19 protein-coding genes are annotated in these 22558 nt (G+C 47.5%); 7 read left to right on the top strand and 12 right to left on the bottom strand.

Going from position 1 to position 22558, the window contains the following annotated elements; translation table 11 throughout:
- Positions 1–60: 60 nt before the first annotated feature.
- Together D1Z90_RS04580 and D1Z90_RS04575 are read right to left on the bottom strand one after the other, a co-directional pair.
- On the bottom strand, positions 61–828 hold the full coding sequence (locus tag D1Z90_RS04580) for an SDR family NAD(P)-dependent oxidoreductase (RefSeq protein ID WP_119909569.1): 768 nt from the start codon (positions 826–828) through the stop codon (positions 61–63).
- A 41-nt stretch (positions 829–869) separates the two neighbouring features.
- On the bottom strand, positions 870–1565 hold the full coding sequence (locus D1Z90_RS04575; protein WP_119909568.1) for an oligogalacturonate-specific porin KdgM family protein: 696 nt from the start codon (positions 1563–1565) through the stop codon (positions 870–872).
- 238 nt (positions 1566–1803) lie between these two features.
- Between D1Z90_RS04575 and D1Z90_RS04570 the strand changes: the two genes are divergently transcribed.
- On the top strand, positions 1804–2646 hold the full coding sequence (locus D1Z90_RS04570; RefSeq protein WP_119909567.1) for a pirin family protein: 843 nt from the start codon (positions 1804–1806) through the stop codon (positions 2644–2646).
- A gap of 82 nt (positions 2647–2728) precedes the next feature.
- Positions 2729–3541, top strand: coding sequence for a bifunctional hydroxymethylpyrimidine kinase/phosphomethylpyrimidine kinase (thiD, locus tag D1Z90_RS04565; protein WP_119909566.1), 813 nt, complete (start codon positions 2729–2731; stop codon positions 3539–3541).
- 40 nt (positions 3542–3581) lie between these two features.
- Here the strand turns inward: thiD and D1Z90_RS04560 are convergent, their stop codons facing one another.
- The 10 genes from D1Z90_RS04560 to D1Z90_RS04515 form a co-directional block, all read right to left on the bottom strand.
- Positions 3582–4994, bottom strand: a complete 1413-nt coding sequence (locus tag D1Z90_RS04560) for a hypothetical protein (protein ID WP_119909565.1) — start codon at positions 4992–4994, stop codon at positions 3582–3584.
- Between the two features lie 263 nt (positions 4995–5257).
- On the bottom strand, positions 5258–6946 hold the full coding sequence (locus D1Z90_RS04555; RefSeq protein ID WP_119909564.1) for an alkaline phosphatase family protein: 1689 nt from the start codon (positions 6944–6946) through the stop codon (positions 5258–5260).
- A gap of 32 nt (positions 6947–6978) precedes the next feature.
- Complete coding sequence (locus D1Z90_RS04550) at positions 6979–9138, bottom strand: ammonia-forming cytochrome c nitrite reductase subunit c552 (RefSeq protein ID WP_119909563.1); 2160 nt, start codon at positions 9136–9138, stop codon at positions 6979–6981.
- Between the two features lie 10 nt (positions 9139–9148).
- Positions 9149–10333 carry a BatD family protein gene (locus D1Z90_RS04545; protein WP_119909562.1) on the bottom strand — a complete coding sequence of 395 codons (1185 nt, stop codon included), beginning with the start codon at positions 10331–10333 and terminating at the stop codon, positions 9149–9151.
- Positions 10326–11909 (bottom strand): vWA domain-containing protein, encoded by a 1584-nt coding sequence (locus D1Z90_RS04540; RefSeq protein ID WP_119909561.1) that lies wholly within the window; start codon positions 11907–11909, stop codon positions 10326–10328. Before D1Z90_RS04540 ends, D1Z90_RS04545 begins: the two co-directional genes overlap by 8 nt.
- Positions 11899–12948: a VWA domain-containing protein gene (locus D1Z90_RS04535; protein WP_232525199.1), complete on the bottom strand. Its 1050-nt coding sequence runs from the start codon at positions 12946–12948 to the stop codon at positions 11899–11901. Before D1Z90_RS04535 ends, D1Z90_RS04540 begins: the two co-directional genes overlap by 11 nt.
- Positions 12935–13387, bottom strand: a complete 453-nt coding sequence (locus D1Z90_RS04530) for a DUF4381 domain-containing protein (protein WP_119909560.1) — start codon at positions 13385–13387, stop codon at positions 12935–12937. Before D1Z90_RS04530 ends, D1Z90_RS04535 begins: the two co-directional genes overlap by 14 nt.
- A complete protein-coding gene (locus D1Z90_RS04525; protein WP_119909559.1) occupies positions 13380–14306 on the bottom strand; it encodes a DUF58 domain-containing protein in 927 nt (308 codons plus the stop codon). Before D1Z90_RS04525 ends, D1Z90_RS04530 begins: the two co-directional genes overlap by 8 nt.
- Before the next feature lie 9 nt (positions 14307–14315).
- Positions 14316–15293, bottom strand: a complete 978-nt coding sequence (locus D1Z90_RS04520) for an AAA family ATPase (protein ID WP_119909558.1) — start codon at positions 15291–15293, stop codon at positions 14316–14318.
- 58 nt (positions 15294–15351) lie between these two features.
- Entirely contained in the window at positions 15352–16905 is a 1554-nt protein-coding gene (locus tag D1Z90_RS04515; RefSeq protein WP_119909557.1) for an arylsulfatase, read from the bottom strand.
- Between the two features lie 246 nt (positions 16906–17151).
- Between D1Z90_RS04515 and D1Z90_RS04510 the strand changes: the two genes are divergently transcribed.
- From D1Z90_RS04510 to D1Z90_RS04490, 5 genes are all read left to right on the top strand, one after another.
- Positions 17152–18021 (top strand): DMT family transporter, encoded by an 870-nt coding sequence (locus D1Z90_RS04510; protein ID WP_232525198.1) that lies wholly within the window; start codon positions 17152–17154, stop codon positions 18019–18021.
- Positions 18022–18149: 128 nt separating this feature from the next.
- Positions 18150–19850 (top strand): protein adenylyltransferase SelO, encoded by a 1701-nt coding sequence (locus tag D1Z90_RS04505; RefSeq protein ID WP_119909708.1) that lies wholly within the window; start codon positions 18150–18152, stop codon positions 19848–19850.
- Between the two features lie 147 nt (positions 19851–19997).
- The gene (locus D1Z90_RS04500; protein ID WP_119909556.1) at positions 19998–20633 is read left to right on the top strand and encodes a response regulator; all 636 of its coding nucleotides are present in this window, start codon (positions 19998–20000) and stop codon (positions 20631–20633) included.
- 223 nt (positions 20634–20856) lie between these two features.
- On the top strand, positions 20857–21228 hold the full coding sequence (locus D1Z90_RS04495; protein ID WP_119909555.1) for an MFS transporter: 372 nt from the start codon (positions 20857–20859) through the stop codon (positions 21226–21228).
- The gene (locus D1Z90_RS04490) at positions 21222–22445 is read left to right on the top strand and encodes an HlyD family secretion protein (protein WP_119909554.1); all 1224 of its coding nucleotides are present in this window, start codon (positions 21222–21224) and stop codon (positions 22443–22445) included. Before D1Z90_RS04495 ends, D1Z90_RS04490 begins: the two co-directional genes overlap by 7 nt.
- Positions 22446–22558: the final 113 nt, after the last annotated feature.

Below are 22558 nucleotides of genomic sequence, written 5' to 3'. Positions count from 1 at the left end.
TCAGATACTAAGCTTCGACGCATATCAAATTGTGAGCAATTTCACACTACAGACTGCATATCAGGGAGCTAATTGGCCGCCATTCACATCCAGTACTTGCCCAGTGACATAGCCGCTCATTCGGTGCGAAGCCAAATATAGATAGCTTGGCGCGACTTCTTCTACTTGACCAAACCTTCCCATTGGGATTGTCGCGGCAATTTGCTGCAGCAATGCGGGCGACTTATCTTGATGAAACGCCGTATCAATTGAACCTGGGGCTATTATGTTGAAGCGAATATTGTCTTTGGTAAACTCTTTTACCCAGTTGCGATGAATATCGTGCAACCAAGCTTTAGCCGCGGCGTAAACCCCCGCACCTATGCCGCCTCCTTCACGCCCCGCCAAAGAGCCTGTGCTGATAACCGCAGCCGTTGTGCCACTGGCCTTTGCTGATTGACGTAAATGAGGAATAGCAAATTTAGTCACCATTAATGCAGAGCGTGCATTCAAGTCCATCACGCGATCAAACAAGGCGTCATCAATCTCCTCCAGCCCTCGGCGTTCACCCAGTCCACCAGCATTATTAATCAATACGTCCAAGCCACCAAAAGCGGCCACAAACTCCGCCACGCAACGTTGGCACTCCTCACTTTTCGTTAAATCCGCTTGCAGGTATATCGCTTCTGCACCCAGTTCACTGAGCATGCAGCTAGCTTGTGCGGGGTCACGAACGCCATTGATTGCCACTTTGGCGCCATGCTGAGCGAATAACCGCGCAGTTGCCAGACCCACGCCTGATGTCCCGCCTGTAATCAGTACCCGCTTACCCGTTAATTCTTGCAACATGGCCACCTCCGCGACTTGTCAAAATGACTCCCTCTGAGTGATTAGAAGCTGTAACGTAAGCCTACACGGCTTCTTAGCTCACGGTCACTGGAGTATTTGTCTACCGAGACGTCGCCAAATTCAACCCAAGGCGTCCAATCACCCATTTTGTAATGTACGGTCAAATTGTTTTCGTAGTTGGTACGCTTGTTGTCGTACAAAATGTAATCCGAGCTGTCCGAGTAGTAATAGTTCAACTCAGCGCCAAAGGTCCATTGCTCGTACTTGTAACCAAAGTTAGCTGTGTACCTGTGGCGTAAAGTGCGATCACCATTGTCGGTATTACTTTCACCCGGCTTTATGTCTAAACGGTAACGACCACTGATAGAAAAACCATCCCATGCCTTTGGCGTATAAGTTAAGCGTAACTGCGGTTTGTAGGTGTCGCCTGAGTTACTGAACTCAATCGGCATGCCGGGAATAAGCGCCCACTCATCGTTTATTTGGTATTTGTAGTTAATGCCAATTTCGGTTCCGTTTGATTTGAGATCTTCCATAAACTTGCCTTCTTCACCTTTAAACTTCACCTCAAGGTCTACACTTAGGTTATTTTCAAAGGTATGGCCCATTTTCACGCGACTCGCGTGTTGCTTAGTGTCACTCTTATATTCGTGACGAAAATCAAGGGAAGTGGCTGAAGCGGCGGCGCTAAACATGCCAGCTGTGGCAAGTGCTAAAAGGGTAATATTTCGTTTCATAGCCTGTCTCTCATATCTGTAGAACCAATCATTTGTAATACAATACTATTGTAGTTTTTTTATTGCCAATCTAGCCTGGTTATTTTGTGAGCATGATCAATTTTATCTTTACATTAATTGACCAAGTAAAGGCCGCCTCAACAACGGTTCACTTTTTTAGAATGATTAAGAGAGTTTATTGCAATAGAGTTCGATAAAGCTAAACGATAGGCTACACACATAGACTAAGGAGGCTTATATGAAGATCGTTCGCCGTTTACGCGCCCACGCCACCCAAGACGGTGATGGCGTTAATATCCATCGCATTGCCGATTTCACACAGCTCAGCTTAGATCCTTACTTGATGATCGATGAGTTAAAGTCAGATCAAGCCAGTGATTACATCGGCGGCTTTCCGCCCCATCCCCATCGCGGCATCGAAACCTTTACTTACATCCTGCGAGGCGGCTTTCAACATCAAGACCAGATGGGCAATGTCAAAGATATCCGTACGGGGCAAGTACAATGGATGAGCACAGGCTTTGGCGTGATGCACTCTGAAATGCCGTTAGCCAGTGAAGATGGGGCCATGCACGGCTTTCAAATTTGGCTGAATATGCCGGCGAAGGACAAGCTTCGTCCTGCTAAATACCAAGACTCAAGTAACCAGTCGCTGCCATATTTTGACAATGGCGCTGGCGGTAAGTTAACCGCGCTGGCTGGAAGCTGGTTGTTTGCGGGTAAAACGCTGACTTCGCCGTTAAATCAATTAACCGCGCAAGCGGCTATTGCCGACGTACAACTGAATGCTCACGGCACAGCAAACCTCGCCCTGCAACACTTTGAGCAAGTGGTGCTGTACATACATAGCGGTGAATTAAGCCAGCAAAATTTAACCCAAGGCCAAGCGGTGATAGTGGATAGCCAAGTTGCCATCGAGCTAACTGGCGGTGAAGAAGGAGCGGGAGTGTTAGTGCTGGCCGGCCAAAAAATTAACGAGAAAATCGCTCACATGGGACCTTTTGTAATGAATACGCAGGCAGAACTACAGCAAGCCGTTGCCGACTTTCAAGCAGGGAAATTTGGTCAACTTGCACTATGATAGCTTGTTATATTATGGTGGTTAACAAGGCTAAATTATCCTCGTTAGCGACCCTTCTCGTTTGACAAATAAGGCGGCAAAAATGAGCAAGCATGTGCAAAATGTTCTTACCATCGCAACATCCGATAGCTGCGGCGGCGCCGGCGTTCAAGCCGACATCAAAGCCATCTCTGCTACCGGCTGCTACGCCGCTTCTGTTTTAGTGGCATTAACCGCACAAAACACCCAAGCCGTTTCAGCTATTCATACCTTGCCGCTGGATTTCATTGAACAACAAATAGACAGTATATTTGCTGACATGAACATCGCCAGCGTTAAGCTTGGCATGCTATTCAATCGCGATATCATTGCGTTAATCGCAAAAAAATTAAAGCAATATGACGTGGCGAACGTGGTTATTGATCCTGTGATGGTCTCAGCAGGGGGTGACAAGCTGCTGCAGGATGACGCAGTGCAAGCCTACCTCGAACAACTGTTGCCACTTGCCACGGTGATGACCCCAAATGCCCACGAGTTAGCTGTATTATTAAACGAAGCACCAACACTGCTAGAAAGCGATTTATTACAACAAGCTAAACAGTGGCAACAAAGCTACCCAACCGCGCTGATGATCAAAGGCGGCGGCCTACAAGACAGCCAGCACAGCAATGACTACTTCGTGACGCCGCAACAAATCACTACCTTAATACAGCCACGTATTCATACCCAAAACACCCATGGCACAGGCTGCTCATTAGCTGCTGCACTGGCGTCTTACCTCGCCCAAGGGCAACCACTTATACAAGCGGTAAAATCGGCGCAAAAGTACGTGCACAAAGGGTTACTCACCTGCGACCAGTTAGCAGTAGGTAAAGGCAAGGGCCCTATTCAGCATTTTTTTGAATTGCATATATAAAAAAGACCAGCATTGCTGGCCTTGAAGCAAGTGACTTAGATTATTTCAGCTTCGTGAACGTAATCGTCTTGGTCGCCACTGCGCCTGTATCCACTTCATAGCTATACATGTTGTATTCATATTTACCCGCTGGCCAATGTTTTGGCACGTAAAATGATAGCGGTGCATTTACCGGTGCTTTAAACAAATCCACTTTCTTTGAACCAGTTCGGTTGTACACAAAACCATTTGGCCAAGTGATGTTTTCACCGTAACGGATGGTAAATGTTTCGTCAGGTGTTGCTGGCATAGGTGGTTGCTTGAACATCACATCTCTTGCAAACACCACTTTACCGCCCTTAGCCGGAACCACTAAGTTAGTATCCGGAAAGTCAGTAAACACCTCAATAAATACCTTAGGCTCTGCCGTAACAAAGTCGGAAACATTCTCCAATGAAACCAATTTTAATGCTCCAGCCTGAGTATGAATGCGAGCATCAACGTCTGGCGTCAATACAGGCAGTTGTGAAGGCACACTCAAATCTGTAGTTTGGTTAGGCTGTGGAATAAAAATATCCAAAGAAAAATCCAGTAGCTCAGGTGCTGGCATGCCTTGACTGTCTACCCCTTGCAGTGGATAGGTGTAATGCATGTGAACGCCTTGTAATAAGCCTTCTGGCGTACCATGAACGCCAAGTGTTACTTTGTCATCCATTAAGTTTGGATCAACTTGGTAAGTGTAGTCACCAACTGTGAAGGTAATTTCAGGAGAATAGTCGGCGTATTCAACGCCTGTTTCACCGTATTGATTTACCTTAGGTAAGTGTTTCTCCCACGTGATCGTGCCCTTTCCAATTTGGTTTTGAATAAATGGGGGCTGCTGAGCAAATTCCACCACGGCTTCAAACTGATAACTGACTTTGCCAGTATCTGACACCGATGAACCGATTTCACTGATCTCGGCAATATTGTCTGGCGAGCGATTCATGAAGTATAATTCTGCCCAATCATTTCCTGGGTTAAACCGCTCAGGCCCAGTAACAGGGTTGATGTCAATAGCACTCGGCAACTGTAACTGAGAGCGCGCACCATCAGCGTCTGACACTATGATATCCATACCGCCGATGGATACACCAGCCTGGCTAATCAGTGATTGATTAGGATTAAAAATGATGTCTCTGCGACCATCGCCCATACCAGTATGTACATGGATCTCTAAAGGTTGCATATCAGATGCTTGTGCGCGATACGTTTCACCGCCCAGCTGAACTTCAATATAACTGCCTGCTGAGCTATCTTTGAAAAATGCTGAGTATTGATCTGATTGATCCATACGTGCAGCATCGTCATAAGATAAGACTCCCGATACCACTTCCCCAGTGGTAAACATGGCCGTAAATGGGGTTTCAACTTGTTTAGCGTAAACTGACGATGTCAGCATTGAGCAAGCGATTACACCTAGGGTTTTGTTCATAATTCTTCCTTTAATTTATTACTTTCAATCATGTCAGTTGCAGGGAGCAAACCTGACAATTTCGCCACTCCTGAAGTAAACCGATGCCTAGCATCGAATCACTCTGTCCATACTGCGACTATTATTGCTAGCCTTTGCAGGAGGCAAAGGTATTAAACCCCTGCCACATGAGAAAGGGTTAATAAAATCAAAGAAAAATAAAAATCGCGCTTTATCATCTCGGTTAAGGACAGAGATAGAAACTCGACCAATGTTTAAGCAAGCTAACGCTCAACCACTTCTTCTAATACTGAGCCTGTCGCGCCGTTAGGCGGTGCGATTTTCAGATAATGGGCCAAAGTGGGGGCGATGTCATAAGGGGTGACCGCGCGATTTACCCGCTCTGGCGCCAATTTCATGCCGGCAAACACAACTGGCACGTAAGTATCGTATCGCCATGGCGAGCCATGAACAGAGGCCACTTTTAAGCCATCGAGATCATTAATGTAAACATTCGGAGAAAAGATAAGGTGCACATCTCCAGAGCGCTGTGGGTGATAATTATTGGCCACCAAATTCATCACTCTTGTATTGGCTAGCTGACCGTCGACAATTCGGCTTGTGGGTACTGCGTATTGGATATTGGGCACTTGGCTCAACCTATCGGCCAAAACTTGCTGTACTTTGGCTAAGTCTAACTTGTGCTGCTTGACGAGATCGTGATCGAGGTAAATATAAGGTTGAGCGTATTGCTCCACCCATTTTCCTTTTTGATTAAGTGCTTTTGAAAGCAGGTCTGATAATACTTTGGCATCCAACAGCTGAAAATTAAAGTATTCGGCTTTTTGGTCTCCCATCGCTTGCAAGTAGGAAGGGGTATCTGGCGCACCATGATCAGCAGAAAGCACAATTAAAGTATGTTCTAAGCCCACTTTTTCGTCGACGGTTTTAAGCAACTGAGCAATGCTGCGATCTAAACGCAATAAGTTATCTTCTGCCTCTAAACTAGAAGGGCCAAACATATGAATAACATAATCATTCGAAGAAAAGCTCACGGCTAAATAATCCGGTATTGCATCTTGCCCGAGTTGCTCCTCGGCAATTAAAGCTTGAGTAAATGCCAAAGTTAGCTCGTCACCAGCCGGACTCAAGGTCAGCTTAGTGGTAAAATACTTATCCGTTGTTGGGCCATAAGCGTGTGGAAATCGTGTCCCAAAGCCGGCTAACTCGGTTTTTCCATCGGTTCCCTTTTCATCTTTAAACAGATACTTAGATTGATCTAACGACAGCTGCCAGCTTTTTTCGTGATAACCCTGTAATGGCTTCGATTGGTTGAAAGCATCAACCCAGCCAGGATATTGCTGATAATAGTAATCACTGCTAACAAACTCGCCAGCAGACTTCGAAAACCAAAATGCTTTGCCATATTGGCCCGCCAACGATACCGCGCCTCGGTCTTTTACCGATACCGCAAAAACCTTGCTTTGGCCGTTATAAGCCAGCGCTAATTCATCACTAAAGGTGCTCGACAACATGGGCAGTGGCGAACGTCCGTCGCCTTTGGCGACTTTTTGGGTTGAATCAATCTCTGCGCTTTTGTCTACATCTGCGCCAGAAGTGAGTAAGTGATAACGCTCATCTTCAATGTTATACACGGCACGGTTTTCAGCTCGATCAAACCATACGTTTCCCACCATGCCATGCACCTTGGGCGGCGCTCCGGTGGCTAGTGATACATGGCCAACTATGGTTTCGGTGTTAGCGTGCTGATAATGGGCATTGTCGTAATAAATGCCTTTATCCAGTAAATAATTAAATCCCCCCTCCCCCATGTTATGACGAAAACGCTGCTCTAAGTCACCGCGTAATGCGTCCACGGTAATTTGCAGCACCAACTTAGGTTGTGACTGCGCCGCAGCGCCAAAGCATGCAAACAGACCCGTTAATGCGGTCATGCAAAGCACTTTTTTCATCGTCGTATCCTCGTTGTTTTACACCTATCATTTTAGGGGGCGGCATGAGAGAGCCGCTGTTTTACCTTTTGCAAAGCCGGATCGTCTGGCGTCAATGCTTGGAGCCGAGCTAATTGTTCTTGAGCAGTCGTTATTTCCCCTGCCGCTTCAAGGGCCAGTAAATAGACAAAGCCAAATCGTGGATGTTGCGGCTCTAGTTGAGCGGCCTTTGCCAGCGCTGGCAACGCTTGCGACCAGCGTTTCTCTATAGTGTATACCAATCCTAAATTATGCAGCGCCATCGCATGCTCTGGCTCGATTGATAAAATATCGTTTAATAACTGACTGGCAAGCGCTAACTGACCTTGCTCGCGAAGAATACTGGCCAAGTTTAACTTTGCAGGCAAAAATTGCGGTTGCAGCTGCAGCGCATTTTCATAATGAAGCTGTGCTTGGGGCAACTGACCCACCTTGTAAGCAATGTCTGCTAACGCTAATTGCGCTGACAATAAATCTTGCTGACCTTGATAGGTGGTAATGGCTTCGGTGACCACTTGTTGCAATTTTTGTTGAGCCTTTGCGGGCACTTCACGACGAAACAGTGGCGCAAGCAGGCGCATTGCTTGCATCCGTACGTTTTTGTCTTGGTCATACAAAAGGCCAAAGCCAATTTGCACTTGCACGTTAGAAGGCGCGCTTTCCAAAGCACTAATAACACCCAATTTTACTAGCGTTTGCTCGCTATTAGCTGCGCTATGTAACACCTCTAAATGGCTGACCGAAGATAAGTCTAAGTGGCTCAGCAATACCGCACGCCGCATCGGCGGCTGTTGTTCGTCTTTTATCAGTTGAGCAAGGTGAGCCTGACCTTTGATGGCATCGGTTTGCGCCAACAACAACGCAGAGCCTATGTCATCATAATGACCAAATACTTTGGCTTTTTTATCTTTGAGTATTTGCTGCGACCAAGCACTGTCTTTATCCTGATGACAATTTAAACAAACATCTGGCGTGTCGAGCGCTTCACTGACCCAAGGGTTAGGTACTTTAAAACTGTGGTCGCGACGATCATCCACCCCCATGTATCGCTGCGACGGCATATGGCAATCAATACACACGCCACCGGTTGAATCTGCTTCGTGTAAAGTGTGCTTTGGGGTATCGTATTCGGTGGGTAAATGACATTGAGCGCAAAGGTTGTTATCCAGCATTTTCACTTTCGCACTGTGAGGGTCGTGACAATCACTGCACACCACGCCAGCGGCGGCCATTTTACTCTGACTAAATGAGCCATATATATAGACCTCATCCAGAATTTGGCCGTCACTGTGATACAAATCCGGAAGCGCTAAACGGGGGATGTAATCTTGGTTAAACTGGCTGGGATCATTGCCATCTGTGATGGCCACACGGCGACTATGACAAGCAATGCATTGTCCAGGTTGACCATGCTCTATGGTTGCAGGCTTGGAGCCAACTAATTTCGCCGTCAGTTGGTCAGGACTAAAAGCCCACAAACCTTGCTTGAATTGCGCTTTGGCAAAGCCTGAATTCACGGCCTCTTTATTGGCTTGCTTTAATTTCACATGATTAGAAGCTTTGCCGTGGCAGGCCTCACAACTCACGTTAATCTCGCTCCATTGCGTATGATAACTGTCGGTAGCGACATCATAACCACGCTGTAAATCGGTGGAGTGACATTGCGCGCAGCGGGCGTTCCAGTTGTTAAATTGCCCTTGCCAATAGAAAGGTGACGCGTGACTGTGGGTGTCTTGATAAAGGCTATACCAACGCTGCCCACCTTCATCTTTCGGCCTGGCATCCCAAGCCACGGTATACGCCTGTAAGCGGCCTTGGCCTATATCTACCAATACCTGCTGCAAAGGATAATAGCCAAACACGTAAGGCACCTCAAACCGCTTACCCGCTTGGCCTAAAGGGCCGGTGGTAAGGTAGTACCCCTTTTCGTCTTGATTGAACTCGGTCCACCCCCCCGCGCCTTCAAATCGGGTTTGATTAAAGTCCCCTAATACGGTTTTAGACGTCGCGGCTTGCATCGCTTTGGCATGGTGAGACCCCTGCCAAAGCTGCATTTGCTCAGCGTGACACTCACCACAACTGGCGTTGCCAACGTAACTTAGGTCATCAGCAACAACGGGAACAACAAGGCCTACCCAACACAACAAGGCGATAACGGGTCGAATCAACAGCATGCAAGCTCACTTAGCAGATCTTTTTTAATTGTTTTTTTTCTGTCTCGCTCAGCTGATATTGCGCCGCACCATACTCTTGAGAAAATAATGGCACCAGCCACTGCCCTCCCGGTAAGCGTTTTAATTGGGCTAACACACCGCGCCGATCAGCACGCTGATACAAAAGAGCTATCAAACGCGACCACTGCTGCTGGTGATAGGCGTGCTTAATGCGCCCAGTCAAACTTCGCTTGTATTTGAGATATAGCCAATAACAGGCTGATAAACATAATAAAAAAATGACTATCGCCAGTATTGACCAGATCCACTGTAAAGTGAAACCCGGTACTTCAAATTGTTGTGTTTTAAACGATTTTTGTTGTAAACCTTGATCTAGCTGCCACCAGGTTATCGTTTCACCGCCCAATTGATATCGGCCCGCTTGCGCTATGTGGTATTGCAAGACTAAGGTCATCGTCGCGCTTTGTTGGCCGCGATTATTGCTGTCTTTGAGGCTTGGCTCTAATTGGGTCACGCGGATTCCTCGAGGAACCAGTGGCTGGAAATGGGGCAATTGAATACTGCTAATATCACTGGCTTTCACCGTGACTTCGCGGCGGATTATATCGCCCACTTGATAATCTGCTTTGGGAGCTGACCAGCTCTGCTTCAAGCTCACATCACTGGCTACAAAATAGTTTTTTTGCTGGGCCAGTTCTGAGGGGACATAGGCAAAAATGTCCATCGCTTGGGCTTGAACATTTACCTGCTGCGCCTGACCAGCAGCGTTAATAAATTTCACCTTGAAGCTTTGCGTGGGAATGGTTATTAAGCCAGCTTGCTCTGGGATCACCGTGATTTCCCAGCGCTGCGAAGCGTATTGCACGCCATGCATGGTTTTAGCCCCATTAATTGCAAACTGCGAGCGTTGCTGCAACCGAGCATGACTCAGTGAGGCAAGGCTAAACTCGGTAGCGCCATTGAAGTACCCCGGCACATAAACGTCATAAACCAAGGTCAAGCTTTGTCCCACTACGGGATGGCGCTGTTTAAGTTCAACATCGACCCATGCTTGAACGGGAGCAGCCTCCTGCGTTAACCTTGCGTTTTGGCTTGCGGTACTAGTTGCACTCTCATTGCCTTCGGCATCTGCTAAAGGCATCAGTAAGCCACAAGCAAGTATCATCAGCCACCAATAAAGAGAGACCTTACTCATCAACGGCTCCTTGCGCTGCGTCTTGGGTTTGCTCTGTATCGCCCGTGGTGTTGGCAGCTAATTGCTGCTGATAATCGGCCTGAAATTTAGCGGCAAGAAATTGCTTAGGGTCACGGCTAATATCCCGTAGCCATTGCTCTTTTTTACCTTCATTGGCCAATATTTCGTCCACCGAAAGCTGCTCTACCTTAACTTCTATTTTACCCACTCTTTGTTTATCTGCGCCTAAACTGGTGTCAGTCATTTCATCCGGGTCAATGCTTTTAGGATCGGGATTTTCTTCTTGCTGGCTTTCAGACATGCGCTGAATTTCATCGATCAAGCGCGTAATAATCACGCTGTTTTTTTGCGCTTTTTGGCCGACGTCTGTGTCAGGTTCGATTTGCTGCACCAACTGATATAAGTCTAATGCCCGTTGATAATTACGCGCTTTGGCGTAAGCCGTCGCTAAGTTATATAAGCCAGTGACATCTTGGCTTTGTTGATAAACTTGTATCGCTTCAGGGTATTTTTTAGCCGCGACTAAAGCTGCGCCTCGCCACTGTGGATCAGCAAAATGTTGCGCTGCTTGTTCAAACTCACCTTGGCGATAGAAATATGCCCCTTGTTGATCTGGGGTTAGCCACCAATCAAGCCAAGCAGCTTGGGCCGGCGGCGGCATCAAGCTAGCGGCCAGCAACAATGAATAAGCCCAATGCAAATTAAAGCCCGGGCGAAAGAAATACAGTAAAATTAACGCAAACGGTATCAACAGCCAGTAACCTAAATTAATCATTTGCTCGCCACTGCCACGGTGGCGCTGGTTAAGCGCTGCCACTTTTCGACTGAGGCTCGCAGAAATATCCACTCCACTAACCTCTTGAAGGTTAAGCTCACTCAAAGGTGCGGTTGGGACGGTATGTCCCAGCCAAACGATGGCGCCTTGCGCTTTATACTGACTTAAAAACGCGTTAAATTTCTCGCTATCCACGGCGCCACCATCGGTGAAGACTAATAAGTCAAAGCCATCCTCTTTAAGGTTTTTTAACTCAGCAATATTGGCCATGATGGTACTAAGGTTGCTGCCTTGTTGCGGCATCACTTCTGGCGATAGATAACTTAAGTAGAGTTGTACCAATGCCAGTTGCTTAGTTGGCGGCAAGACAGCATGGGCACTGCCAGCATAAGCCATTAAGCTCACTGGCCTGTTCACGCCCTGTTGTAACAATTGGTTCAGCAAGCTTTGGCCTTGCTCCAAAGCAGATAAGCCCGAACCGGTTTGGGTCATGGAGTCAGACAAGTCAAATGCCACGACTAAAGGGACATCCGAGCTTTGCTTATTGCCCACAGGGACGCTCGGACCGGCGAGTGCCGTGACAATACAAGCCGTCCCCAGCAAAGTGAGCACGATAGGCAAGCCTTGATTAGTTCGTCGCCCTTGCACTGAAAACACCCGAGCTAAATGCGGTGCAATGATCCCCTGACCGGCCAAGCTAAGTTGTTTTTGATAGCTCAACCAAAGCATCAACATGACCCCCGCAATCGGCAGTGTCAGCAAAAACCACGCCGGCTGCTGCCACACCAAATCACTCCACATGGGCTTGCTCCTGTCGCCTTGAACGCCAATATTGGCGAGCACTGAGTCCTAGCCAAACTGCAATATAAAAGCTCAGCACCGGCCCCATCAACCACATAAAGAGGTCTACTTTGGGTTGATAAGTGGTTTGTTGATATTGCGCTGGCACTAATTGATTTATGTCCGTCAATACCTGCGCTAACGCTTGGCTGTCTGCCGCGACGTAAGATTTACCATTGCTGATGGCGGCAATTTTTTCGAGACTGTCAAAGTCTACCTTGTCATCGCCTTGGGTATTTTTATCGCCCATGCCTAAGGTATACACCTGAATGCCCTCAATACCGGCTACCCGAGCAGCATCTATCGGATCAAGACGCGAACTGGTGTCACTGCCATCTGTCACTAACAACAGCAGCTTTTGTTTGGTATTAGAGTCAGCAAACGCCCGAATGCTTAAACCAATGGCATCACCTATCGCGGTGGCAGGCCCCGCCAAACGGGTATCCATTTGTTGTAATAGCTGCTGCCACAACTCAATATCTGCGGTAAATGGCACTTGCAGATAGGCCCCAGACCCAAAAACGATAAGGCCAAGCCGGTCACCTTTTCGTTGCTCAGCAAACTGGAGCAATAACTGGCGCAGCGCCGTGATGCGAGAAACCTTGCTCACTTGCTCTTGACCGGGTAAAGCCAGGGTATAATCTTGTTGCTCCATCGACTGTGATAAATCAATCGCTACCATTAAGTCCCGAGCAGTGCTTTGAGTGACAATAGGCTGCGCCAGCAGTACTGGCCTAGCAAGGCTGACAATCAAGGCCAGCCAAGTGCTGTATAAGGCTAAGGTTTGCCAGTTATTACGCTGTTTTACTTCATCACCACTATCATGGTGCGAGCCTGTCGCAGCAATAATACGGTCATAAAAAGGCACAAAAAGCGCCGCTCCTGGCTGTTTATACTCTTTGCTTAAGCGCACCATCAACCATGGCAAAGGTAAAGCCAAGATGACCCAAGGATACTGCCACTCAATTGCCAAAGCCTGCCACCAATCAAATAGGCTCAATGCGGTGTTCCTTAATCCAAGCGACAGTCGTCTGTTTCAGCTGCTCAAACCCATCAGCTGTCATGCTCCAGCGCTCGGGGGCTTGAAAGGCAATCCGCTGCAGTAGAGATTGCTGCTCCGCAGGCAGTGCATGCTGCTGCTGCAAATACTCCAGCACACTGCTGGGCCATTTTGCAGCGCACACATGATGCAAGCTCACCGTGTATACCTTGCCTAAAATGGTGGGCAGCTGCGCGGCTTGCTGCTGCGATAACTGCTCGACTTGTGCCACAGCTTCTCGCCGATAAGAAGACTGCTGCCAGCGATGCCATCTGCGCATAGCGACAAAGCACGAGCAAATAAAAATAGCACTCAACAACCACCACCAACCTATGGCAAGTGGCCACCAAGAAACTTGCTCAGGCATAATCAGGCCTGCCAGTTGACTGATATCATCCATATTGCCCCCCTAACAGTAGGTTTAATTGCGTGACAATGTCTTGTTCACAATCTAATAAGCCAATGGGTAAAACGCTTTGCCCCAAGGCGTGTTGAATTTGTTTGAATTTAGCTTGGAATTGCTGGTTAAAACTGGCTTGGCTTTGTGCATCAATGGCCAAATTAACTTGCTGCTTACCTTGCGAAATAGTTAAGCCTTGGGCTTGACTTAGATTTTGCTCTAACGCATCAGCCACAATAAATAAAGCCACATTGGTTTGCTGATGCAGCCATTCCAACTGGGAAATATCCTGTTGGTCTAAACCATCTATGTCAGTAATCAGCATCACCACAGCTTGGTTATTTAAACTGGATAGCCAAGGTAGTAACGGAGCTAACAGCGACTCAGAGCTGTCAGCCTGAGCGGGCTCAACGGTTAACCCTTGATTGGCGGCGACTAAATTAGAGAGAAAATGCAGCACTTGTTGCTGTGAACGTCTGGCTGAAATATGCTCGCTTTGCTGCGCGCCAACCACAATGCCGCCAAAGCGATCGCCATTGGCCAGAATCATCCACGCTAGGCTCGCGGCAAGTTCCGCCGCTACCACTGACTTGGTCTTCTTTACGCTACCAAAAAACATCGATGACCTTTGGTCTACCACTAAATACACTGGCCGGTCGGTCTCTTCCGAATATACCCTGACATAAGGTTTACCCAAGCGTGCAGACGCCCGGGAGTCAATCAAGCGAACATTATCCCCTTGCTGATACTGGCGTAGCTCTTCAAAATTTAACCCGCTGCCGCGAATTTTTGAGGCATGCTGACCCGCCAACATGCCTGCGGGGCGATAGCTGGGCTTAAGGGACAAGTGACGTGTTTTGTGTTGCAAAGCCAGTAACTCCGGTAACTGGCAATAGATGCGAGGATCCAAAGTTGTCATACTTGCCACCTACACCACAGCAACCGCGGTCACTAATTGTTCGACGACCTCAATCGCCGTTTTTTTATCGGCCATGGCTTGGTAGCTTAAACTGATACGGTGACTTAATACCGCGACCGCGACAGCGCGAATATCATCAGGATCAACATAGTCCCGTTGCGATAATACCGCGTGCGCCCGAGCTGCCACATCCAATGCGATACTGGCGCGAGGACTGGCGCCAATAGCAATATACTTGCTAAAGTCGTGGCTTGGGTAACGATCAGGGTGGCGCGTTGCCATGATAAGCGCCACAATATACTGCTCGATATTTTCCGAAACAAAGACCTGTTCGACCAAGTCTCGGCCTGCCATAATGAGTGCACCAGCTTGTTCAACAGGGGTGATATCTTGACTCTTGGTGTGCTTTTGCTGGCGCACTAAACGGATGATTTCAAGTTCCGTGGCATCATCAGGGTAATTCAACACCAGCTTAAACAAAAAACGGTCCATTTGTGCTTCTGGCAAAGGGTAGGTGCCTTCTTGCTCCACCGGGTTTTGTGTTGCCATGACCAAAAAAATCGGATCCATTTGATGGCTGTGATTACCCACGGTAACCTGGCGCTCTTCCATGGCTTCAAGCAGTGCTGACTGCACCTTAGGCGGCGCACGGTTGATTTCGTCAGCCAGCAATACTTGGTTAAATACGGGGCCAGCATGAAACTCAAATTGCTGCTGCCCACTGCCGGCCAGTGACTCATAACCAATCACGTCAGAGGGTAATAAATCAGGGGTAAATTGCACCCGCCCTTGCGACAAAGCCAGCAGCTGCGCTAACGCTTTGACCGAACGCGTCTTAGCGGTGCCGGGTAACCCCTCCAGTAATACATGACCATCGGCAAGCAACGCCAAAACCAGCTTATCGACTATCCCCTCTTGGCCTAACACTTGAGTTTGCAGCCCTTGTTTAAGCTGCGCTAAACCTTGATATATTTGCGCTGGTTGCATTGAATATTCCTGCAATGAGTGCAATAAAAAAGGGCGCAAAGCGCCCCTTTAAAACATGCTAGTTATTGTGGGTTTCTTGTAGCTTCTCCATGACCTGATCCAAGTTAAAGCTGGCCGCTTTTTGGCGCGGCGGGAACTCTTGAAACGTTGCAAGGAATTTGCCAACGTATTCTTGGGCTGGCACCAACAAGAACACACGATCTAACATCCAGTCATAGTAAGTATTCGACGTCACGTCAGCGACTTCGTATGGGTCCATGCGTAAATTGAAGATCTTAGGCACACGCAAAGTAGTAAAAGGGTTGGCCCATAGCTCTAACGTGCCTTTCACACGCTGCTCCATAAACACGGCTTTCCAGTTGTTGTAGCGAAGTGCAGCTAAATCACCGTCATCGGTAAAGTAGAAGATTTCATTACGACGGCCTTTTTCTTCTTGACCGGTGAGGTAAGGTAAAAAGTTATAGCCATCAAGATGGTTTTTAAACTCTTTATCGCCCAGCTTAGTGCCTTTTTTCAGCTTGTCTTTGATCTTGTCATCACCGGCAATAGCTGCAAAGGTAGGCAACCAGTCCATGTGGTGCATGATTTCATTCGACACACTACCCGGCTTGATTTTTCCTGGCCAGCGCACCATTGCTGGTACCCGGTATGCCCCTTCCCAGTTGGTATTTTTCTCACTTCTAAATGGCGTAGTACCCGCATCAGGCCAGCTATTTACGTGAGGACCGTTGTCGGTCGAGTAGAACACTATGGTGTTGTCTTTAATGCCTAAGTCGTCAACTTTTTTCAGTATTTGACCCACATGGGCATCGTGCTCAATCATACCGTCAGCGTAATTGCTGATGCCTGTTTTACCTTGTAACTCAGGTTTTACGTGAGTGCGAAAGTGCATACGGGTGGCGTTCCACCAAACAAAGAATGGCTTTTTCGCTTTGACGTTACGCTCCATAAAATCCATTGCCGCAGCAACGGTTTCATCATCAACCGTTTCCATGCGTTTTTTCGTTAGTGGACCGGTATCTTCAATCTTACCGTCAGCCGACGATTTTATTACACCACGAGGACCATACTTCTTACGAAATTCAGGATTTTTCGGGTAATCAACGTTTTCAGGTTCTTCTTCGGCATTTAAGTGATATAAGTTACCAAAGAACTCATCAAAGCCATGAGCCGTAGGTAAGAACTCATCTTTATCACCCAAGTGGTTTTTGCCAAACTGCCCTGTGGCATAGCCCAAAGGTTTAAGCACTTCGGCGATGGTAGCATCTTCCGCTTGCAAACCAATATCTGCACCAGGCAAGCCCACTTTACTTAAACCTGTGCGCAATACGCTTTGGCCGGTGATAAAAGTTGAGCGGCCCGCAGTACAAGATTGCTCACCGTAGTAGTCGGTAAACATCATGCCTTCTTTGGCGATGCTGTCTATATTGGGCGTTTGATAGCCCATTAAACCAAAGGTATACGCGCTGAGGTTAGACTGACCAATATCGTCCCCCCAGATCACTAAAATGTTAGGCTTTTCTGCTGCCGTTACGCTAGCAGACGCAATACCAAGTGCGGCAACGGATAATAGGGCCAACCGTTTCCTTATCGTTTTTGTTAAGTTCACCATGCAAATCTCCAAGCTTTTGCTTTTTATATTTGTTGCGAAACGTTCCGACGACAAACTGAAACGGTCAAATTAATAATCGACAATATCAATATAGAAGAGATCTACGGCATTGCTGCGACAATAAAATGAAGATTTTTCATTTAGTTGCTAAGACCAATAAAACATCTCCTATGCATAAATAGCCCTGCCAGAGGTCAAGCTTTTGCGTTAACATGAGTTTTTGTCCATTTTCTCAGGCGTTGTTTCATGGCTTGGCTTAATCATATTCCGCTTAGCGTACGTTTTATGCTGCTTTCCGCTTTGGGCTTTGCCCTGATGTCGGCTTGCGTAAAACTGGTCAGCCAACACGATATTCCTGTGCTGGAAATAGTTGCAGCAAGGGCACTGGTTTCCTTAGTGCTCAGTTATGGTGACGTACGCCGCAAGAAAATCTCTGTCTGGGGCAATAATAAGGGCTGGCTGTTTGCCCGTGGTGCGGTAGGCGCTTTAGCCCTGATTTTTGTCTATTACTCGATTACCACCTTGCCCTTAGCCGAGGCCACGCTTTTGCAATATTTACACCCGGTGTTTACGGCTTTTTTAGCGCTGATTTTTTTGAAAGAGCCGATTTTGCACTCAACTAAACTCTGCATTGGTTTTAGTTTAGTGGGCTTAGGCATTATGGTGAGTCCAGGCTTAGGCTTGTCCCAAGCCGATGCTTTGCCTTGGTTAAGTATTGGCACCGCGCTGCTAGGGGCATTTGGTAGCGGTGTCGCTTATGTCATCGTACGTCAGCTCAGTCGCGAAGAAGACAGCTCTGTGATTATCTTCTATTTTCCCTTAATCGCCTTGCCATTATCTCTTGCCTTGTTGGGGGATGACTTTGTCATGCCAAACGGCGAGGCTTTGTTATTATTGCTGTTTGTGGGCGTTTTCACCCAAATAGGCCAAGTCGGGTTAACTAAAGCCATGCAGTCCGCCTCCGCCAGTAAGGCCACTGCTTACTCCTACGTGCAGGTGTTATTTTCGATGATACTTGGTTGGCTGATTTTTGCCGAAATTCCTTCTTTATACAGCTGGATTGGCGGCGGCTTTATTCTGGTCGGCGCTTTGATAAATGTGCTGTGGAAAAAGTAGCTCCATAGCAAGGTCAGCTTAATATGAAGCTAGTGGCAAACCAAACTAGGCTTTACCACGTAAAACAGCAATCGCACCAGATACTTTGTTTCTCGGTGATTCGCTCAAACTCTAAAGGTTATAAAATTATGCCGCACTCAACCAAAGCCCCTAACAAGGCAAACGTTACTCACTTCGATGAGTTTGCGCAGTTAGCCGACTATTCACTGATGCGTAATCTGTGCAAGGATCCAGATGCCACAATAGACGGTAAGGATCACCGCGCAAGGCAAGTTTTTTCTGGCCATTACGTGCCAGTCACGCCTACACCAATAGCCGAACCTCAATACGTCAGTCACAGCCGAGCATTATTTCAAGAACTCGGCTTACGCGATGAATTGGTTGCTGATAGCGCATTTTGCCAATTCTTTTCTGGTGACGCTTCAATAGCGCCAAGCCCAATGCAGCCATTTGGCTGGGCCACAGGTTATGCGTTATCGATTTATGGCACCGAATATACTCAGCAATGTCCGTTTGGCACGGGCAACGGCTACGGTGATGGCCGCGCCATATCAGTGTTTGAAGGTATATTTAATGGCCAACGCTGGGAAATGCAATTAAAGGGCGGCGGCACCACACCTTATTGTCGCGGCGCTGATGGTCGCGCAGTACTGCGCTCAAGCGTACGTGAATTCTTGGCCCAAGACTATATGCACGCGTTAGGAGTGCCCACGTCGCGCTCCCTGACTTTATTTACGTCTGCCTCGGAAGCGGTAACTCGGCCTTGGTACTCGCCAGAATCACAATCCAGCGACCCCGATATCATGCAGGAAAACCCGGTGGCCATTTGCACCCGAGTGGCGTCATCATTTTTGCGCGTGGGCCAAGTAGAGTTATTTGGCCGCCGTGCTCGTAGCCATGCTCATCTGGATGCTTTAGCCGAGTTACGTATGATAGTGGCCCACCTGATTGAGCGAGAATACGCGCAAGAAATTGATCAAGCACTGAGCTTTCACGAGCAAATCATCCTGCTGGCAAGCAGTTTTAGAGAGCGCTTAACGTCGCTGGTTGCCCAATGGATCCGCGTGGGGTTTTGCCAAGGTAATTTCAACAGCGATAACTGCGCAGCAGGCGGCTTTACCCTCGACTATGGTCCATTTGGCTTTTGTGAAATATTTGACCCAGAGTTTCAACCTTGGACCGGCGGCGGCCAGCACTTTGCATTTTTTAATCAGCCAAACGCCGCCCACGCCAATTTTCATATGTTTTGTCTGGCGCTGGCGCCTTTATTAGCTGAAGACCCAGCAGCAAAACAGCTAGAGCACATCCGCCAAGACTTCGCCAAGGTAATGCAAAGCCAGCTAGAAGCCATGTGGGCCAGTAAGCTGGGGTTAACAGAGTTTCAACCACAACTACTGACACGCTTATTGGGCTTAATGCAGCAATCAGAAGTGGATTACACTATCTTGTTCCGTGAATTGTCCCACTTGCCTACGCAAGTCAGCGCCTTAAAGAAAAGCTTTTATGTAACAACTTCCGCGGCGCTAGATGAAAAATGGCAAACATGGCTCAATGATTGGCAAGCTGAGCTAAGCCAGCAAGGTGACCTAGCCGAAATCGCCAGCAAAATGCAGCAAGTTAACCCTAAATATACTTGGCGGGAATGGCTGATAGTGCCAGCTTATCAACAAGCGGCTCAAGGAGACTACCGCTTGATCCACGAATTACAGCAGGTATTAAGTCAGCCCTACGAAGAGCAGTCTGCAGAGATAGAAGCCAAATATTATCGCCTTAAACCAAAAGCCTTTTATTACGCCGGCGGTATCTCCCACTACAGCTGCTCTTCATAAAAGCAAACAGGGCGATATTTGGAATGAAATTGGTCTGGTCGACGACGCGGCCGCTTTTCAAGGGGAGCTGAGATATATTATGCTAATACCAAGGCGGCGGTGTGTACCATAGTCGGTAAAAGCAGCGACCACCGATAAGGAAGAAACATGCAAAAGAAAACGGTGTTATTGGCTGACGATCACGTGATGGTCGCAGAAGGTATTAAAAACTTGCTAGGCCAAGATTACGAGGTCTTGGAAATCGTCGAGGACGGCAATACTTTGGTGCAACAAGCCAAAGCTTTAAACCCTGACATCATAGTGTCGGATATCTCCATGCCTATCATGAATGGCATTAACGCCGCCGAGAAAATTCTAGCCAGTGAGTGCAGCAGTAAAATCATCCTACTGACGATGCACCCGGAGTTAAAATACGCAATGAAGGCCCTCGATGTTGGTGTGCATGGCTACTTACTCAAGCACGCAGCCCCCGAAGAACTGCTCATCGCCATTAAAACCGTACTCAAGAACAAGACCTATATAACCCCTACTTTGGCAGCCGACATCATGGATGCCTATAAGAATAACCAAGGACAGTCCGACGATCCCTTTGACCTGCTCACCGCACGTCAACGCCAAGTTTTACAATTATTGGCAGAAAGCCACTCAGCCAAAGAAATCGCTAACATCCTTAACGTATCAAGTCGTACGGTGGAGTTTCATAAATATAAAATGGTTGAAGTTCTAAAGCTTAATAGCGCCAGCGAATTGGTGCCCTTTGCGATTAAAAACGGCTTGGTGTAACCCTTTACGCACCGGCTTACCTCAGCGAGTAACTCACATGATGACTGGCTTACTCGCTTCCAGCATGCTTCTCCTTTCCCTCATAATTGAAACCGGTAATATTCGCGTTCTGCACTGGTAATTTTTCGAGTATTTAGTTTTTCCTGCGCCTTTAAACTGAGGATTAGGACATTTTGAAAAAGCATTGGCACACAAGCTTTTCATTTAACTAAGGCAGGAAATTATGAGTTTAGTCGCCCCCCCTTTCGTCGACACTGGCACAGACATAGGTTTACACATAGTGGCCGCTGTCGTACTGGTTGGTGTAATCGTTGCGGTAGTTGCCGCATTTTGGAAGCTGCACGAGTTGCCAATTCAAAAAGCCCACGAGTCGGGTCATCGGCAACTGGGTCTGATCACCATACTCACTTGGATCGGTTTTGTTTGGCACTGGGTTTGGGTGCTGGCGATTATCGTGGCGTTTTTAGACGCTGAGAAAGCCATTATAAGGCTACGTGACATTTGGCGACATGGCACCCTCGACGAACCACAAAAGACCTCAGTACAACAACGCCAATCTATCGGCTCTCACCCAGAAGGAGATAAATCATGTTAGAAGGTTTAGCCATTTGGGCTCTTTTTATCTACATACTGCGCCTGCTAGGCGTACCTTGGACCACCCCATTTAAGGCATTTGCTTATGTCGGCGGCGGTCTATGGTTAGGCTTTGTTTGGATTGGCTTAATCAACTTTACACCAATGGACATGTCCGGGGGCTCTATCGTACAAGCACCCCATGTTCAGCTCAGACCGGGTAATACTCAAATCAAAGGTAAGGTGGCTAAAATTCACATAGCGCCCAACTCAAAAGTGGCACAAGGCCAATTGATTTTTGAGTTAGACGATGAGGTGTATCAGATCCAAGAGCAAAAAGCTGCCAGCGAACAAGAGTCGGCAGAAGTGGCGTACTTAATCGCGCAAGAACAAGTGTCATTGTCGCAAAACGACTATGAGAATAGCTTGATTAACCTTGAGATAAGCAAAAGTACCTTACTGTCGGCGAAAGACGACCACAGATTACAAGCCACCATGTTACAGCGCTACCTGAAACAAAATGCAGTGGTAAAACATACCATCACAGAAAGCATGATTGACGAACAAAGAACCAAGGTGTCACTGGCTCTGAATAAGGTTAGCTCGCAACATAATGAAGTCCAACGCCAGGGTGTCAATGTCACTCAAGCTAAGGTCAAAATTGAGCAAGCTAAACTCAATGTACAAAATACCAAAGCCGCTTTTGATACCGCCAAAGAGTTGCATCAACAAGCTATTTGGAACTTGGCGCAAACTAAGGTGTACGCGCCATCAGACGGCTTTGTCACCAACTTCATTTTACGTGAAGGTCAATACGTCGGCATCTTGTCACGCATGCAAATGTACACCAATGAAAAATACATCTTAATGCGGGTAAATCATCAAGCCATACGCAACGTGCATGCGGGCCAACTGGCTGAATTTGTCTCGCCGGTTTATCCGGGTAAAGTATTTGCGGCTGAAGTACAAGGCATTGTCGAAGCGACTGGCGAGTCAGAAGCCGGCAGTTTAGGCAGAGAGCTGTCAGTGTCACAAACCACCTTAAAGAACGTCAGAAATAAGTATCATTTTGTACGTTTGAAATTACTCGAACCGGTGGGTTACGACATCCCTGTTGGCGCCGTGGGCCTGGCTTGGATAAGCGCAGATAAGCCCCACCCTTTCCTGTCATTTCTTGATGTGATTCGTGGCATCATTATTCGCATGAAAGCGCAGATTTATTATATCTACTCCATCTAACGAATCTGTAGCCCTCTCAAAAAACGCCTTTTTATGTTGTAAAAAAGGCGTTTTTGTTTGCCCTTAATAACAACTGGTAAATCACCAGCTCAGCACTGGTAATTTTTCGAGTC

This window comes from Motilimonas pumila (assembly GCF_003596335.1).
GTDB lineage: Bacteria > Pseudomonadota > Gammaproteobacteria > Enterobacterales > CBDFNC01 > Motilimonas > Motilimonas pumila.
Note: the sequence above shows the minus strand (reverse complement) of the source record. Positions and strands in the feature narration are given on the sequence as shown.